The 15,762-nt window shown below is 69.7% G+C and carries 18 protein-coding genes; 7 read left to right on the top strand and 11 right to left on the bottom strand.

Annotation, left to right across the window (positions count from 1 at the left end; genetic code table 11):
* Nucleotides 1-12 precede the first annotated feature (12 nt).
* Nucleotides 13-3,132 (top strand): efflux RND transporter permease subunit, encoded by a 3,120-nt coding sequence (locus MYMAC_RS03425; protein WP_095957029.1) that lies wholly within the window; start codon nt 13-15, stop codon nt 3,130-3,132.
* Between the two features lie 16 nt (nt 3,133-3,148).
* Here MYMAC_RS03425 and MYMAC_RS03430 read toward each other — a convergent pair whose 3' ends face one another.
* Complete coding sequence (locus tag MYMAC_RS03430; protein WP_013936181.1) at nt 3,149-3,898, bottom strand: hypothetical protein; 750 nt, start codon at nt 3,896-3,898, stop codon at nt 3,149-3,151.
* 55 nt (nt 3,899-3,953) lie between these two features.
* On the opposite strand from MYMAC_RS03430, the gene MYMAC_RS03435 reads away from it, so the two are divergent.
* On the top strand, nt 3,954-4,511 hold the full coding sequence (locus MYMAC_RS03435; protein ID WP_043712448.1) for a DUF2378 family protein: 558 nt from the start codon (nt 3,954-3,956) through the stop codon (nt 4,509-4,511).
* A gap of 54 nt (nt 4,512-4,565) precedes the next feature.
* Here the strand turns inward: MYMAC_RS03435 and MYMAC_RS03440 are convergent, their stop codons facing one another.
* From MYMAC_RS03440 to MYMAC_RS03450, 3 genes are all read right to left on the bottom strand, one after another.
* Nucleotides 4,566-4,994 (bottom strand): hypothetical protein, encoded by a 429-nt coding sequence (locus MYMAC_RS03440; protein ID WP_013936179.1) that lies wholly within the window; start codon nt 4,992-4,994, stop codon nt 4,566-4,568.
* Nucleotides 4,995-5,194: 200 nt separating this feature from the next.
* The gene (locus MYMAC_RS03445; RefSeq protein WP_095957030.1) at nt 5,195-5,761 is read right to left on the bottom strand and encodes an endonuclease dU; all 567 of its coding nucleotides are present in this window, start codon (nt 5,759-5,761) and stop codon (nt 5,195-5,197) included.
* Between the two features lie 93 nt (nt 5,762-5,854).
* Entirely contained in the window at nt 5,855-6,058 is a 204-nt protein-coding gene (locus tag MYMAC_RS03450) for a cold-shock protein (RefSeq protein ID WP_013936177.1), read from the bottom strand.
* A 267-nt stretch (nt 6,059-6,325) separates the two neighbouring features.
* On the opposite strand from MYMAC_RS03450, the gene MYMAC_RS03455 reads away from it, so the two are divergent.
* From MYMAC_RS03455 to MYMAC_RS03470, 4 genes are all read left to right on the top strand, one after another.
* A complete protein-coding gene (locus MYMAC_RS03455) occupies nt 6,326-6,883 on the top strand; it encodes an SPW repeat domain-containing protein (protein WP_123784039.1) in 558 nt (185 codons plus the stop codon).
* Nucleotides 6,880-7,200, top strand: a complete 321-nt coding sequence (locus MYMAC_RS03460) for a transcriptional regulator (RefSeq protein ID WP_043709398.1) — start codon at nt 6,880-6,882, stop codon at nt 7,198-7,200. The genes MYMAC_RS03455 and MYMAC_RS03460 overlap by 4 nt, the downstream gene beginning before the upstream one ends.
* Before the next feature lie 205 nt (nt 7,201-7,405).
* Nucleotides 7,406-7,894: an SRPBCC family protein gene (locus MYMAC_RS03465; protein ID WP_095957031.1), complete on the top strand. Its 489-nt coding sequence runs from the start codon at nt 7,406-7,408 to the stop codon at nt 7,892-7,894.
* A gap of 11 nt (nt 7,895-7,905) precedes the next feature.
* Entirely contained in the window at nt 7,906-8,451 is a 546-nt protein-coding gene (locus MYMAC_RS03470) for an SRPBCC family protein (RefSeq protein WP_013936173.1), read from the top strand.
* Between the two features lie 48 nt (nt 8,452-8,499).
* On the opposite strand, the gene MYMAC_RS03475 is transcribed toward MYMAC_RS03470, so the two are convergent.
* The 4 genes from MYMAC_RS03475 to MYMAC_RS03490 all read right to left on the bottom strand — a co-directional run bounded on the left by MYMAC_RS03475 (nt 8,500) and on the right by MYMAC_RS03490 (nt 12,041).
* Nucleotides 8,500-8,865 carry a hypothetical protein gene (locus MYMAC_RS03475; RefSeq protein WP_013936172.1) on the bottom strand — a complete coding sequence of 122 codons (366 nt, stop codon included), beginning with the start codon at nt 8,863-8,865 and terminating at the stop codon, nt 8,500-8,502.
* A gap of 161 nt (nt 8,866-9,026) precedes the next feature.
* Nucleotides 9,027-9,998 (bottom strand): aldo/keto reductase, encoded by a 972-nt coding sequence (locus MYMAC_RS03480; protein ID WP_013936171.1) that lies wholly within the window; start codon nt 9,996-9,998, stop codon nt 9,027-9,029.
* 244 nt (nt 9,999-10,242) lie between these two features.
* Nucleotides 10,243-11,052, bottom strand: a complete 810-nt coding sequence (locus MYMAC_RS03485) for a M57 family metalloprotease (RefSeq protein ID WP_095957032.1) — start codon at nt 11,050-11,052, stop codon at nt 10,243-10,245.
* Between the two features lie 281 nt (nt 11,053-11,333).
* Nucleotides 11,334-12,041, bottom strand: coding sequence for a glutathione S-transferase family protein (locus MYMAC_RS03490; RefSeq protein WP_095957033.1), 708 nt, complete (start codon nt 12,039-12,041; stop codon nt 11,334-11,336).
* 177 nt (nt 12,042-12,218) lie between these two features.
* On the opposite strand from MYMAC_RS03490, the gene MYMAC_RS03495 reads away from it, so the two are divergent.
* Nucleotides 12,219-13,067 (top strand): LysR family transcriptional regulator, encoded by an 849-nt coding sequence (locus MYMAC_RS03495; RefSeq protein ID WP_239989323.1) that lies wholly within the window; start codon nt 12,219-12,221, stop codon nt 13,065-13,067.
* 14 nt (nt 13,068-13,081) lie between these two features.
* On the opposite strand, the gene MYMAC_RS03500 is transcribed toward MYMAC_RS03495, so the two are convergent.
* The 3 genes from MYMAC_RS03500 to MYMAC_RS03510 are packed head-to-tail and all read right to left on the bottom strand — an operon-like array spanning nt 13,082 to nt 15,760.
* The gene (locus tag MYMAC_RS03500; RefSeq protein WP_095957034.1) at nt 13,082-13,840 is read right to left on the bottom strand and encodes an iron ABC transporter ATP-binding protein; all 759 of its coding nucleotides are present in this window, start codon (nt 13,838-13,840) and stop codon (nt 13,082-13,084) included.
* Complete coding sequence (locus MYMAC_RS03505) at nt 13,837-14,808, bottom strand: iron chelate uptake ABC transporter family permease subunit (protein ID WP_095957035.1); 972 nt, start codon at nt 14,806-14,808, stop codon at nt 13,837-13,839. Before MYMAC_RS03505 ends, MYMAC_RS03500 begins: the two co-directional genes overlap by 4 nt.
* The gene (locus MYMAC_RS03510; protein WP_095957036.1) at nt 14,798-15,760 is read right to left on the bottom strand and encodes an ABC transporter permease; all 963 of its coding nucleotides are present in this window, start codon (nt 15,758-15,760) and stop codon (nt 14,798-14,800) included. The genes MYMAC_RS03505 and MYMAC_RS03510 overlap by 11 nt, the downstream gene beginning before the upstream one ends.
* Between the last annotated feature and the right edge of the window lie 2 nt (nt 15,761-15,762).

Consider the following 15,762-nt stretch of genomic DNA (forward strand, 5'->3'; position numbering starts at 1 on the left):
GGGGGCCCCGCCATGCTGCTCAGTGACGTCTCCATCCGCAGGCCCGTCTTCACCGCGATGATGTCGCTGTGCCTCGTCGTGCTCGGCCTCATGGGCCTGGGCCGCCTGGGCACGGACCTCTACCCGGACGTGTCCTTCCCGGTGGTGGTCATCAACACCGTCTACAAGGGCGCGGGCCCTGGCGAAATCGAAACGCAGGTCGTCAAACCCATTGAAGACGCCGTCGCCGGCATCAGCGGCGTGGACAAGATCCACTCCTTCAGCCGGGAGAACGTGGGCATCGTGGTGGTGCAGTTCAAGCTGACCGCCCCGCTGGACCGCGCGGTGCAGGACGTGCGCGACAAGGTCGCTGGCATCGTCAGCCGGCTGCCCCAGGACGCGGACGCGCCCGTCATCGGCCGCGTGGACCTGGGCGCCACGCCCATCCTCACCTACGCCGTCTCCGCCGAGCTGCCGTCCCAGGAGCTGCGCCGGCTCATCGATGACCGCGTCAAGCCCGCGCTGGCCCAGCTGGAGGGCGCCGCCGAGGTGCGCGTCACCGGCGGTGACACGCGCGAGGTGCAGATCGACATCGATTTGGACAAGGCGCGCGCGGCGGGCGTGTCGCCGCTGGGCATCGCGCAGCGCGTGGCGTCGGAGAACCTGGACCTGCCCGCGGGCCGGCTCCAGCTGGGCGCCTCCGAGATGACGGTGCGCTCGCTGGGGCAGTTCCAGAACGTGGAGGAGCTCCGCGACCTGCCCGTGGCCCGCAGCGGCACCGGCGCGCAGGTGCGGCTGGGGGAGATTGCCTCCGTGACGGACGGCGTGGCCGAGCGCCGCACCCTGGCGCGCCTCAACGGGCAGGACGCCGTCATCCTGGAAATCGTCAAGCAGCCGGGCTCCAACACCGTGGCCGTGAGCGAGGCGGTGCAGCGGGTGATGGCGCAGATGGGCACGGTGGTGGGGCACGGCTTCCAGGCCACGCTGCTCATCAACCAGTCAGACCTCATCGAGGAGAACGCGCACGAGGTCTGGGTGGCGCTCATCTTCGGCGGCGCCATGGCGGTGCTCATCATCCTCGTCTTCCTGCTGGACGTGCGCGGCACCTTCATCTCCTCGCTGGCGCTGCCCACCTCCGTGCTGGGCACCTTCTTCGTGATGTACGTGCTGGACTACACGCTCAACCAGATGACCCTGCTGGGCCTGTCGCTGGCCATTGGCCTGCTCATCGACGACGCGGTGGTGGTGCGCGAGGCGATTACGCACCGGCTGGAGAAGGGCGAGGACCCGGTGAGCGCCGCGTCCAACGGCACCAAGGACGTGGGCCTGGCGGTGCTCGCCACCACGCTGTCCCTGGTGGCGGTGTTCGTGCCGGTGGCCTTCATGCCCGGCATCGTGGGCCAGTTCTTCCGGCAGTTCGGCATCACCATCTCCGTGGCGGTGATGATTTCGCTGTTCATCTCCTTCACGCTGGACCCGATGATGTCCGCGCGGCTGGCGAAGCGGCGCATGCCGGGCGAGGTCCGCGAGGAGAACGCGGTGGCCGCCGCGCTGCGCCGCTTCCTGGACGGCACCGAGCGCGTCTACGAGTCCATCCTCCGCTGGGTGCTGGCGCACAAGTGGACCACGCTGGCGCTCACCGTGCTGCTGCTGGTGGTGTCCTTCGGCGGCGCCAGCCGCCTGGGCGTGGAGTTCATGCCCGCCGAGGACCGCTCGCAGTTCTTCGTGGACCTGACGCTGCCGGACTCGGCCAGCCTCCGGGAGACGGAGGCCCGCACCGCCGAGGCCGAGGCGCTGCTGCGCCAGCTTCCCGAGGTGACGGACATCTACGCCATCGTCGGCAAGGACGGCGATGTGAACAAGTCCCGCATGCGCGTGCTCACGGTGGGCAAGAACGAGCGCGCCAAGGGCGTGCAGGTCCTGAAGGAGGAGGCGCGCGCGCTGCTGGTGCCCGGGCTGAGGTCCACGCGGGTGAACCTGAGCGACCCGCCCATCCTGGAGGGCCTGGGCGACTACTACCCCATCATGGTGCTCATCACCGGGCCGGACCTGGCGCGGGCCAACGAGGAGGCCGAGCGCGTCGCCAGCATCCTGCGCGACCTGCCGGGCACCGCGGACGTGCGCGTGGAGTCCAACCCGCCCAAGCCGGAGCTGCAGGTGCTCATCGACCGGGCCCGCGCCAGCGACGTGGACCTGCACGCGGGCGCGCTGGCCACGCAGCTCCGCCTGGCCATTGGCGGTGACGTGGTGGCCAAGCTGCGCGAGGGCACCACGGAGACGGACATCCGCGTGCGCCTGTCGGAGAAGGACCGCGCCACGCCGGAGCGCGTGCGCCAACTGGAAGTCTATACGCCGGGCGGCCTGCGCCCGCTGACGGACGTGGCGCGCGTGGAGCTGAAGAACGGCCCCAGCCTCATCGAGCATGAGAACCGCGAGCGGCAGATTGCCGTGTACTCGCAGTTGGGGCCTGGCGCGGCGCTGGGGGACATCACCCGCGAGCTGAAGGCGCGGGTGGCCGCGCAGCCGCTGCCGCCGGGCTACGCGCTCATCTACGAAGGGCAGATGAAGAACCTGGACGAGCAGAACGACGCCTTCGGGGCGGCGTTCGGGCTGGCCTTCGTCTTCATCTACATGGTGCTCGCCAGCCAGTTCGAGTCCTACAAGCACCCCTTCACCATCATGGTGTCGCTGCCGCTGGCCCTGGTGGGCGCGCTGCTGGGCCTGGTGGTGACGGGCTTCCACCTGTCCATGGGCGCCATGATTGGCGTCATCCTGCTGATGGGCCTGGTGACGAAGAACGCCATCCTCCTCATCGACGGCGCGCTGCAGAACCTGCGGGAAGGGGACTCGGTGGACCAGGCGCTGCTGAAGGCGGGCCCCCGCCGGCTGCGGCCCATCCTGATGACCAGCGCCGCCATGGCCATCGCCATGGTGCCCACGGCGGTGGGCACGGGCACGGGCTCGGAGTTCCGCGCGCCCATGGCCATCGCGGTGATTGGCGGCGTCATCACCTCCACCTTCCTCACGCTGCTGGTGGTGCCGGTGGTGTTCGCCTTCATGGAGCGCGTGGGCTTCAAGCGCCGCCGCGCCACGGACGGTGACGCCGCCGCGCCCCCGCCGGAGGTGGAGTCCGAGCGCGGCCGGGCGGCCTGAGGCGAAAGGGGGGCGCTCAGCCCCCCGCGTACAGCGGCGACATGGCGTCGATGATGGCGCCCATCAGCCGCTGGCCCTCGGGCGTGTCCGGGCAGAGGCCGCCCCAGACGAGCGTGAGGCGGTCCGCCACCGGGCGGAAGTACATGCGGCCCCGCATGCGGACGCGCTCGTAGCTCTCCCGGCCCACGAGGTAGTCCTCCTCCGGCACGCCGAAGACGGCGTAGTACGTGAGGTCCGGCGCCTGGGCGTCCTGCACCCGGTGCAGCCCGCTGGGGATGAAGCACGCCACGTCCGCCAGGTGCCAGGGGCCCTCGCGGCCCTGGCGCACGTCCAGCACCTCGAAGCACATCTTCGACGCGGGGCAGCCCAGCTCCCCGGCCGTGAGGAAGTTGTAGTCGAGCCGCGGAATCTCCAGCATCTCCTCCAGGTCCACCCGGCCGTCCCGGGTGAAGCCCCACGGGCTGCCATCCCGCTTGTACGAGCGGATGCCGTAGGCGCCGTAGAAGACGTTGTACCAGGGGCTGTGCGGGTTGAAGTAATCCGAGCACCCCGCCCCGGACGAGAAGTCCCCGATGGTGAAGGCCACCAGCAGGTCCATCAGCCGCTTGGTGTCGAAGGCCATGAACGGCTCATGCGCCACCGCCCCAATCGACCCGCGAATGGCGGGAACCGGCGTCGCGATGCCTGCCTCCGCCAGGAAGTTCCTCTTCCCCGGCAACGGCGTGGCCTTCATGGCCAGGATGGCGAGCTCTCGTTGCAGACCCATGGAATTCCTACCCCCTCGGCGCACATCCTAGTGGAGGCAGGGTACACTGGTGAACATGCCGGAGAAGCTGGTCTTCGAGCACACCTTGGAAGGCCTCTTCGTGCGGGGGCTGGGCGCTCGCGTCACCCCCGCGCTCCGTGAGCGGCTGCGCGAGGTGGGCGTGGACCTGGAGCGCAAGCTTCAGCCCGCCTATGCCTTTGAGACGTGGTGCTCCGCCGTGCGTGTGGCCGCGCGCGAGCTGCACGCCGACGTGCCCGACGACGTGGGCTACGCCTTGCTGGGTGAGCGCATGGTGGACGGCTACCGGGAGACGGTGCTGGGCCGCGCCGCCTTTGGCGTGATTCAGCTTCTGGGCCCCCGCCGGTGCGTGAGCCGCGCCCGGCAGATGTTCCGCTCCGGGAACAACTACACGGAGACGCGCCTGGATGACGTGTCCCCCACCGAAGTGGACCTGTGGATGAACGAGGCCGGCGTCATCCGCTACTTCACGCAGGGCGCGCTGCGCGCGGGCCTGCGCGCCGTGGGAGCGCCGCACGCGGAGGTCGAGGTGCGCGCCTTCTCGGACGAAGACGTCACCTACCGGCTCACCTGGCGCGGCGGGGGCGAAGCCTGAGCGGGCTGGAGGTCTCCGGGCGGAAGCCCGCCGGCTCCAGCCCGGAGGCGCGGGTCAGCGCGCGGCGTGCTCCTGCGCGCCGTCCGCGGAGGCGCCCAGGAAGTAGCGCGAGCGCGCCTTGGCGAGCTGGGCATGCGCCTCCTCCAAGGAGACGCAGTCCAGGGTGATGTCATTGTCCGCCGCGGCGGCCGAGGCCACCCGCGCCGTCTGCAGCCGGGCAATGGTGGAGTCCGAGACGTGCGCGCACATCACGCAGCCCATCTGCCGGCCGTACGCCACCACCTCGCCGAAGATGGCGGCGGACTCCGGCTCCAGCGTCCTCAGCCCCCGCATGTCCGCGAGCACCAGATGGCGTCCTCCCCTGTAGGAGTCCGTCTCGTGGCGGTACTGGCTCGCGAAGTCCCGCATCTCGTTCGGCCTGACGAACCCACTCAACCGCACGGTGACGGTACGGCGATTCTTGTCATTGATGACTTCGAACATGCGTGCGCCCTCCTCGCGTGGCAAAGATTAACATGAAAACAAACGCGGTTCCATGTCGCCCCGGAGGGCAGGTGCATGGCTGGAAGGGTGCGCAACCGTGTCTGGATTGTCTGGCGCTGGCGGAAGATTCCCACGCGCTGGCACGCCATGCGGTGGTGACGCAATCCTGCGCCAGGAGGTGAAAACGTCTGGAGGCGGACTCAGGCGCGCTGACTGCTTTCACCCGTGACGACAGCGGAGCCAATGAGGTGCGCCAGCCGGAGCGCCTCGGGGACGTGGCCGCGGTCCGTCACGCGGCCCAGGGCCTCCGCCACCCAGGCGGGCTCCGCGCCCTGCGCCTGGAAGGTGAAGCCGCCTTGCTGGTGGATGGGGCCGGCGCGCTTCAGCTTCGCCCAGCGCGCGTCCGCGCGGGGCAGGCGCCGCAGCGCGCGCTCCACCGCGTCCAGGTCCGGGGGCCGCCGCATCACCGCCACGCAGGGCCGCTTCAGGCGCTCGGCCAGCAGCGGCAGGTCCACGACGTTGAAGCCGCCAAACGCGATGCCATCCAGCAGCACCAGGTGGAGCTGCGGGAGGAACTTCCCGCCCTCCAGCAGGCGGCACACCGCCTCGGTGGCGTTCCAGCCGTCCCGGCGCACCCGTCCCCAGACGAGCCCCTCGAAGCGCGTGCCCCCGCACACCACGCCGGCCAGCGGCACGGCGGCGCCCGGACGCCGCGCGAAGGGGCCGTCGTCGAAGCCAATGACTCGCGGAAGCCGGGGCAGGCGCATGGGGTGACCAACCTTTCAGGTGAAGCCCGCAAAGAGAAAGCCCGGTCTCGCCATCCGCGAGGCCGGGCTTCCATGGCTTCGCCGGACCGCCGTTCAGGCCGCGCGAACGTTCTGCGCCTGCAGGCCCTTGGGGCCGCGGCCTACGTCGAACTCCACCTTCTGGCCTTCCTGCAGGGTGCGGAAGCCATCCATGTTGATGGCGCTGTGATGGACGAACACGTCCTCACCGCCGCCGTCCTGCACGATGAACCCAAAGCCCTTCGCATCGTTGAACCACTTGACGGTACCGGTTGCCATGAATCGCGTTCTTTCGTTCCAAAGCGGCTGGGGTGGCCGCGGATATCGCCCTCTCAGAAACTGAAGGGCCGTGCTGCGAGCCATAGTCTGCCCGGGGCGGGCCACCGAGTGGAAGCCCCCCTGGCTGCCCACCAGGCGAGAAGGAGCGGGTGGACAGGCTTCCTACCCCCGGTGCCCGGGCAGGCGAGGGGCACATCGCCGTGCGTCAGCGGACGCGTGCCTACCGTAGTGACGACTTCACGACGGCAAGACTGGAAGGAGCGCCACATGGCTGAACCGCAGACCCTGAGCCCGTCCACTCCCAGACTCGTTCCGCCCCCGGGGCCCCCGGAGGGGCGCCTGCGCAGGGGCGTCCGCCGCGCCATGGACCGGAGCGCCGCCGCGGGCATCCTCTCCCGTCCGCTCCTGGGGCGGCTGCCGCTGCGCAGGTGGGTGCCCCAGGACCTGCACTCGCTCATGGACTACAAGGGCGGGACGGCCGCGGTGGTGGCGGGCGTCTTGTCCGGGGACGCGGCGGCGAAGTCCGCGGGCATCGCGCTGGGGTCCACCATCCTCGGTGTGTCATTGTTGACGGACTACCGCCTCAGCTTGACCAAGCTCATCCCCATTGAAGCGCATGAAATCGCCGACCATGCCTTTGGCGTGGCGTCCATCCTGGCGCCCTTCGTCCTGGGCTACGCGAAGCGCAGCCCGCTGGCCGCGGCCGTCCACGTGGCGGTGGGCGTGACGACGGTCCTCGCCTCGCTGGTGACGGACTACCGCTGCCAGACGGGCATGCACCTGGGGGGCGAGCTGGCGACGGACCCGGGGGCGATTGGCGCGTGAGCGCCCCTGTCCCTCCAGCGCGCGGCAGCACCGTGCGCGGCGCGCTGGAGGCGGCGCTGAGGTCCGCCCCGGAGAGCGGCCTCACGGCGAAGGACCTCTCCGGCCTGGTGGGCATCTCCGAGAAGGACGTGGCCGGGCACCTGGAGCACCTGGAGAAGTCCCTCAAGGCCCAGGGCGCCCGGCTGGAGGTGCTGCCCGCCACCTGTCTGGCGTGTGGCTTCACCTTTAAGGAGCGCAGGCGCTTCACCCGCCCGGGCGCGTGTCCGGAGTGCCGGGCCACGCGCATCGACCCGCCTGCCTTTCGCGTCCCCCGCTGAAGGCCAGACGCGGGGAGGGCGGGGGTGCTCCTCGCGGGGAGCGCCGGCGGAGGGCCCTCCTGGACGGGCCGCGCCGGCTCGGCGCGGGCGCGGCGACGCTTCACCATTTGGTTGACAATCACCGGGGGGTGGTTGATGTTCAACCAACTGGATGAATATTGGGTGTGCGGGGGCAGGCCCCGGCGCGCCAGGGAGCGAAGCGGCAATGACTTCGACACAGGACGCCACGGGCGCACCGGTCGCCAAGGCCACGATGATGATTCGCCGCCCCGCGGCGGACGTCTTCGCGGCGTTCGTGGACCCGGCCATCACCACGAAGTTCTGGTTCAGCCGGGGGAGTGAGCCCCTGCGGCCCGGCGGCACGGCGCAGTGGTTCTGGGACTGGTACGGCGTGTCGACGACGGTACGCGTGCTGGACTTCGAGCCGGGCGCGCGCCTGCGCATGGAGTGGGGCGACGCGGCGCGGAAGACCGTGGTCGAGTGGACCTTCACCGCGCTGTCGCCGGAGCGCACCTACGTGCGCGTCGTCGAGTCGGGCTTCCAGGGTGACGACAAGGCCGTGGTGGCCAGCGCGTTGGACAGCACGGGCGGCTTCAACCTCACCCTGGCGGGTGCCAAGGCGTGGCTCGAGCACGGCGTCCAGCTCGGGCTGGTGCCGGACCATGTCCCCGAGGACGCGCATCACCTGGCCTGAGGAGCCGCTCCATGAAACGAAACGCACCCGCCCGCCTGCTGTCATCCGACACCGTCCGCATCGAGCGCCTGCTGCCCGGCCCCATCGAGCGCGTCTGGGCCTATCTCACCGAGCCGGAGAAGCGCCGGCAGTGGCTCGCCGGTGGCCCCACGGAGACGAGGGTCGGTGGCAAGGTGGAGCTGCTGTTCCGGCACGCCGAGTTGTCAGAGGACGCGGGTGACGCGCCGCCGCGTCACCAGGACATGGCGCAGGGGCACGTCAACGTGGGCCGCGTGACGGCGTGCGAGCCGCCGCGGCTGTTTGCCTATACCTGGGCGGAGAACCACGGCGACCCGTCCGAGGTCCGCTTCGAGCTGACCGAGCGCGAGGATGGCGTGCTGCTGACCGTCACCCACGTGCGGCTCGATGGCCGGGACTCGCTGCGCAGCGTGGCGGGCGGCTGGCACACGCACCTGGACCTGCTGGTGGACCGGTTGAATGGGCAGCGCTCGCCGAACTTCTGGGAGGCCTACGAGCGCGCCCACGCGGAGTACGTCACGCGTCCGGGCTTTGAATGACGCGGCTCCAGGCGCGGCCCCCGCGGGGCCGCACCCGGCGTTCCAGGCCTACAGCGGGTCCTGGGGGACGAGGCGGCAGTCGGGGTCCAGGCGGGTGCACGTCGTGTTGCAGCAGCCATCCGCGAAGCAGCTGCAGACGGGCTCCAGGATGGGGAAGCAACGCTGGGTGACGCCATTGCAGGTCACGGAGCCATTGTTGGCGCCGCTGGCCGAACAGGCGAAGCCCGTGCCGCTGCACTCCTTGATGGCTCCGTTCGAGCACTCGATGCGCACGTAGCAGTCACCGGTCAGCGCGGCCTCCTGCGAGGCGATGTGCTCCTCGGCGACAGGCTGGGCCTGCTCCTCGGAGGGCACGGGACCGCAGGACGTCAGCATCACCAGTGCCATGACGACGATTCCAGCCATCGACTTCATGAGAACCTCTCTTCGCTTGGGGGACGTGAACCACGGGGGCCCACGGCGGCAGGGAATATGAAAGGAATTCCCTGTCGTCAATAGAGGCTCTCAGTGGGGGCTGGGTGTCTTTTCCAACCGCTTGAGAGGGATTTGTAGCGTTTCATGTCTCACCCGGCGCGTCACCAGGCGTAGTCCTCCGGGGCGGGCTTGTGCCCCGGGAAGATGTCATCCAAGCGTGACAATGTCTTCGCATCCAGGGTGACGTCCACCGCGCGGACGGCGGCGTCGAGCTGCGCGGACGTCCGAGGCCCGATGATGGGCGCGGTGACGGCGGGCTGGTGCAGCAGCCACGCCAGCGCGACGTCCCCGGGCTCATGCCCGAGCTCCTCCGCGAGCGCTTCGTAGCGCTCGATGCGGTCGCGGTGCTTCTGGAGGGCCTCCTGGGCGCGGCCCTCCAGGCGGCGCTTGCCCTCGCGCTCCTTGCGGAGCACGCCGCCCAGCAGGCCACCCTGGAGGGGAGACCAGGGGAGGATGCCCACGCCGTGGTGCCGCGCGGAGGGAATCACCTCCAACTCCACGGTGCGCGCCATCAGGTTGTAGAGCGACTGCTCGCTGACCAGGCCCATGAAGTTGCGCCGGGCCGCCGCGGCCTGCGCCTGGGCGATGTGCCAGCCCGCGAAGTTGCTGCTGCCCGCGTAGAGCACCTTGCCCTGGGCCACGGCCACCTCCAGGGCCTGCCATATCTCCTCCCAGGGCGTGGCGCGGTCGATGTGGTGGAACTGATACAGGTCGACATAGTCGGTGCGCAGCCGCTTGAGGCTGGCGTCCAGCGCGCGGCGGATGTTGAGCGCGGACAGCTTGCCCTCGTTGGGCCAGTCGCCCATGGGGGCGTAGAGCTTGGTCGCGAGCACGGTGCGCTCGCGCCGGTTGCCGCCCTGGGCGAACCAGTTGCCGATGACCTGCTCGGTGCGGCCCTTGTTCTCTCCGAAGCCGTACACGTTGGCGGTGTCGAAGAAGTTGATGCCGTGGTCGAGCGCGGCATCCATGATGGCGTGAGACTCCGGCTCCTCCGCCGTCCAGCCGAAGTTCATGGTGCCCAGGCACAGCCGGCTGACGGAGAGCCCCGAGCGGCCCAATTGCGTGTACTTCATGGCGACTCCTCGATGGGCCGGAGGCGAGCGCCTTCCATCGAGGACGGCCCGGCCGGCCGCCGTCCCCAGGGCGCCGCGCATTCAGGGCACCCGGGACGGAGGCTGGCCAGGGATTTGCGCTGCGCCGAGCGACGGGTGTCGGGCAGCCAACCGGAAAGGCTCGCTGGAGCGGGGCGTCCCCAACGAAAAGTGGGCCACCGCCTCGAAGGCAGTGGCCCACCGGGACGGCGGATGACCGTGAGGCTTACGGGTACAGCGCGCGGGCGCCGCTGCGGTCGTAGCTGGTCAGGACCAGGTCGCCCGTCTGGGTGCCGCTGCACTGCGGGTAGTGCATGACGGAGCTGGCGTCATACGGCGTCAGCGCGCGCCAGGCGCTGTCCTCGTAGCAGCCGGTGGTGGTGAGGCGGGTGTGCTCGTGGCGGAAGCCCAGCACGTGGCCCAGCTCGTGGCGAATCACGCCCTCCAGCGTCCAGGGCGAGATGTTCTGGAAGGACGTGGTGGAGATGAGGACGTTGGCGTTGCGGCGGGTGCTGTTGGGGAAGAAGGCGCGCGCCAGGTACTGCGACGTCTTGGTCTGGTTCACGTCGAACACGACGTTGTTGTTGCGGTTGGTGCAGTTCGAGTCCTGGGCGCTGACGTGGACGAACTTCACGTTGGCGGCCGCCTCCCACTCCGCGGCGGCGCTCTTCATCGCGTTGACCACGCGCGTGTAGTTGTTCCCGAACTTGGTGCTCACGCAGTACGTGAGGTTGAGGGCCTGGCTGGCGCTCCACTTGATGTCGCGACCGCCGCTGTAATACACGGCCAGCCCGCCCTGCTGGGTGCCAAGGCCGCTGACGGCCTGCGCGTAGAACTCACGCAGCTCCGACTCCGACTCCAGGAAGATGTCCCCGTCGACCACGAAGCCGCCGGACTCCGGCTCCTGGTACGCGCCGGCGCGGAACTCCTCGAAGGTGAGCTGCTGCGTGTCCTGCGGCTCGGATTCGGGAGCGCCGCAAGCGGAGCCCAGCAGCGTGAAACCAGCCAGAAGTAGCGCGGAGTGAGACTTGACCATGGCGAACCCTCGTGACGGCGGGGACTGCGTCAGGGGCTGGTGGCTCCAGCCCAGAGCATCGCCCTGCCGGGCGCCTGCCTGTGCCGGGCCCGGAGAGCGAATTCTCGGAACTGAATTCAATCGTGTGAGAAAGACCCCGGCCGCGTTGAAGCGGACACGCGCGAATACTCGAATTTTGAACCCAGGTTCCGGTTTTCACCGGGAGTGGTTCCGCACTGCCGGGAGGTATCAAATACCCCAGGCTGGAACGGCGCGCGGCTGGTCGCCGCGACGTCCACGGCTCACGCGGCCAGCCGTCGCAGGACTTCCTCAAGGTGGATGTGCCCCTGGAAGGCGCCGTTGCCTCGGGGCGCCTCGCCCTTCTCGATGGCGTGGGCGAACTGCACGCCGGCGTCCGCCTCCAGCCGCTCGAAGAGGCCCTGGAGCTTCGGGTAGTCGCGGCGGTCCAGCACCTCGTGGTACCGCGTCCACCGGGCGATGCCGATGAAGTAGGCGTCGGCCAAAGTCCGATGCTCACCCAGCAGCCACGGCTTGTCGCCGAGCATCGCTTCGAGGGCCGCGTGTGCCTTGACCACGTTGCGAGCGCCGTAGGCCCGCAGGGCCTTCTGGTCGGACGCCGGCAGTTCGGTGTGCTCCAGCGCGTACCAGAGCGGCGAGAAGGCGCCGAAGAAGGTCGTGTTCAGGTACGCGAGCATGTGGTTCAGCCTGTCGAAGTCCGCGGTGCCCTGGGCGAATGACAAGCCCGTGCCCACGCCGCGCGCGCCAAGGTGGTTGAGGATGGCCATGCTCTCGCTGATGCGCGCGCCCGTCTGCGTCATCAGCGTGGGCGTCTCGGCGGCGGGGTTGATGCGACGGTAGTCCTCGGTGGTGACCTCCTCCGGCATGGCGATGCGGCACAGCCGGTAGGGCTGGCCCAGCCATTCCAGCGCGACGATGGAGCCGAACGAGCAGCCAGAGGGGACGCCGTAGAAGAGGGTGGGCAGTGCCATGGTGAATCTCCTGTCGGAAGCCGAAAGGCGTGATGCCTTCGACGCGGGACACAATGGCCGTGGAGACGTGGGCCGTGTAGACAGCAGGGCGTGAACGCAAGGTCCACATCCGTGGACGACGAGGCGCGGCCTTGAACCTCAACGACCTCCAAATCTTCGTCCAGGCGGTGGAGAGCGGTGGCTTCGCCGCGGCGGCTGGGCATCCCCAAGTCCACGGTGAGCAAGCGGGTGGCCGAGCTGGAGGACGGGCTGGGCGCGCGGTTGATTCAGCGCACGTCGCGGAGCTTCACGCTGACGGAGGTGGGGCGGGACTTCCTCGACCATGCCCGCGCCGTCGTGATTGAGGCGGAGGCCGCGGAGAACGTGGTGCGCCGCCGGCAGGCGGAGCCCAGCGGCGTGGTGCGCATCACCACGTCGGTGCCCACCGCGCAGTTCCGGCTCGCGGACCGGCTGCCTCGGCTGGCGCTGGCCCACCCGAAGGTGCGCGTGGAGCTTCACGCGACGGACCGCTTCGTGGACATCGTGCAGGAGGGCTTCGACATCGCGGTGCGCAGCCACTTCGCGCCGTTGCCGGCTTCGGGGCTGGTGCAGCGCAAGCTGTCGGTGGACCCCATCATCCTGGTGGCCTCACCCGGTTACCTCGACAGACGGGGCAAGCCTCGCCGGCCGGAGGACCTGCGCGAACACGATGGCCTCCTGACCAGCGCCCTGGCCACACAGTGGAAGCTGCGTGGACGCACAGGGGACACCGTCACGGTGGCGCCCCGGGGGCTCCTGATTGCCGACGAGTCGATGGTGCTGCTGAAGGCGGCCCTGGCCGGGCTGGGCGTCGTCTGCCTGCCGGAGTCCTTCACGCGCGCGGACACGGAGGCGGGGCGCCTGGTGCGGGTGTTGCCCGCCTGGACCGCCGGCCTGGTGACGACGACGATTCTGACGCCCCACCGGAGAGGCCAGTTGCCCGCCGTGCGCGCCGTCATCGACTTCCTGACGGCGGACGCCGACGAAGCGGGGGCCTCGTCACGTTGAAGTCGCGCGCGGCGTCACCGGTAGTGCGTGGCAATCCAGTCGCCGTCAAGCTGCTGCACGGTGATGTCCAGCTCGTAGATGGCGCGCAGGACGTCGGAGCGCATGATGTCCTCCGGGCGGCCCTGGAAGGCGACCTTGCCGTCGCGCATGGCGACGATGTGGTCCGAGTAGCAGGAGGCGAAGTTGATGTCGTGCAGCACCAGCACGAAGCTCTTGCCCAGCGTGTCGGCGGCGTGCCGCAGCCGCTTCATCATGGACACCGCGTGCTTCAGGTCCAGGCCGTTGAGCGGCTCATCCAGCAGCACGTAGTCGGTGTCCTGGCAGAGCACCATGGCCACGAAGGCGCGCTGGCGCTGGCCGCCGGACATCTCGTCCAGGAAGCGGTCGGCGAGCGCGCTCAGCCCCATGTGCTCGATGGCCCGCTCCACGTGCTCGCCGTCCTTCACGGTGGGGCGGCCCTTGCTATGCGGGTAGCGGCCGAAGGTCACCAGGTCCCGCACCGTCAGCCGGGCGGTGAGGTGGTTGTCCTGGCGCAGGATGGCCAGCCGTTTGGCGAGCGCGTCCCCCGGCGTGGTGCTGACGTCCAGCCCGTCCACCAGCACGTTGCCCGACGACATGGGCATCACCCGGCTCATCATGGACAGCAGGGTCGACTTGCCCGCGCCGTTGGGGCCGATGATGGAGGTGATGCCGCCCACGGGCAGCCTCAGGGTGACGCCGTCCACCACCAGCGTCTCGCCGTAGCGCTTGGTGACGCTCTTCGCCTCGATCATCTCGGGGTCCTTCTCATGAGCAACGCGATGAACACCAGCCCGCCCACGAACTCGATGATGACGCGGGGGTTGGTGTCCAGGCGGAAGACGCGCTCCAGCACGAACTGGCCCGCCACCAGGGCGATGCCCGCGATGAGCGCGGCGGCGGGGATGACGAACGCGTGTCTGTACGTCCGCACCAGCGGATAGGCGAGGTTGGCCACCAGCAGCCCCAGGAACGTCACGGGCCCCACCAGCGCGGTGGAGATGGCGACCAGGATGGCCACCAGCGCCAGCACCCACGACACCGTCTTCGCGTAGTCCACGCCCAGGTTGATGGCGGCCTCGCGGCCCAGCACCAGGACGTCACAGGCGCGCAGCAGCCGCAGGCCCAGCACGGAGACGCCCAGCGTCAGCACGGCGGAGAGCAGCAGCAGCTCGTACTCCGGGTCGTTGAAGCTGGCGAAGAAGCGGTCCTGCAGGAAGATGAACTCGTTGGGCTCGATGACGCGCTGGACGAAGGACGCCAGGCTCCGGAACAACACGCCCATCACCACGCCGGTGAGCAGCAGCAGGTGGACGTTGCCCCGGGCCACGCCGAAGAGCCAGCCGTGCAGCATGGCGGAGAAGGCCACCATGATGATGACCTCCGCGGCGAACAGGAACCGCGCGTCCATGCCCGCCACGGTGGTGGAGCCCAGGAAGAACACCAGGCAGGTCTGGATGAGGACGTAGAGGTAGTCGAACCCCATGATGGCGGGGGTCAGCACGCGGTTGCCCGTCACCGTCTGGAAGAGCACCGTGGAGACGGCCACGGCGTAGCCCACCAGCAGCGCGGTGGCGACCTTCTTCCCGCGGAAGGGCAGCACGAAGTCCCACGGGCCCGTCACGCCCACCAGCATGAACAGGACCACGAAGGCCAGGGCCACGGCGCCCAGCACGAGCAGGGGCCGCAGGGGGTTGAAGGCGGCGGGGGCGCTAGCCGACACGGGCGCCTCGCTTCAGCAGGAGGTACAGGAAGAGCACGCTGCCGATGACGCCGGCGATGGTGCCTCCGGGAATCTCATAGGGGTGGCGCACCACGCGGCCCACGACGTCACACAGCAACACGAAGGCGGCGCCGCTCACCGCCACCCAAGGAATGGACCTGCGCGCGTTGTCCCCCATCACCATGCTGACCAGGTTGGGGACAATCAGGCCCAGGAACGGAATCATGCCCACGGTGACGACGACCATCGCGGTGACCAGGGCGACAAGCACGAGCCCCAGCGCGACGATGCGCGGGTAGTTCAGCCCCAGGTTGGTGGTGAACGTCTCGCCCATGCCAGCCACGGTGAAGCGGTCCGCTGCGGCGTAGGCGGCGCAGGTGAGGCCCAGCGTCACCCACAGCAGCTCGTAGCGGCCGCGCAGGACGGTGGAGAAGTCACCCGTGGTCCACGCGTTGACCGTCTGGAGCAAGTCGTACCGGTAGGCGAAGAAGGTCGTCGTCGAGTCGATGATGCCGCCCAGAATCAGCCCCACCACCGGCACGATGAGCGCCGAGCGCAGGGGGAGGCGCCGCAGCACCATCAGGAACAGCGCCGTCCCCGCCAGGGCGAAGGCGGTGGCCACCAGCATCTTCCCGAGCACCGGGAGGCCGGGGGCCAGGAGGGTGGCGGTCAGCAGGCCCAGGCTGGCGGACTCGGCGGTGCCCGCCGTGGTGGGCTCCACGAAGCGGTTGCGGGCAATCATCTGCATGATGAGGCCCGCCACGCCCAGGGCCGTGCCCGCCAGCATGACGGCGAACAGGCGCGGCAGCCGGCTGATGACCAGCACCTGGAGGGCGCGCTCATCCGGCTCGGGAGCGAACAGGGCGCGCCAGGACACGTCACTGGCGCCTATCAGGAGGCTGGCCACCGCCAGGACGAGCAGGGCGGTGGCCGCGGCGAACGCGCGCTTCACGG

It is taken from the genome of Corallococcus macrosporus DSM 14697, from assembly GCF_002305895.1.
In the GTDB taxonomy this organism is placed as follows: Bacteria; Myxococcota; Myxococcia; order Myxococcales; family Myxococcaceae; genus Myxococcus; species Myxococcus macrosporus.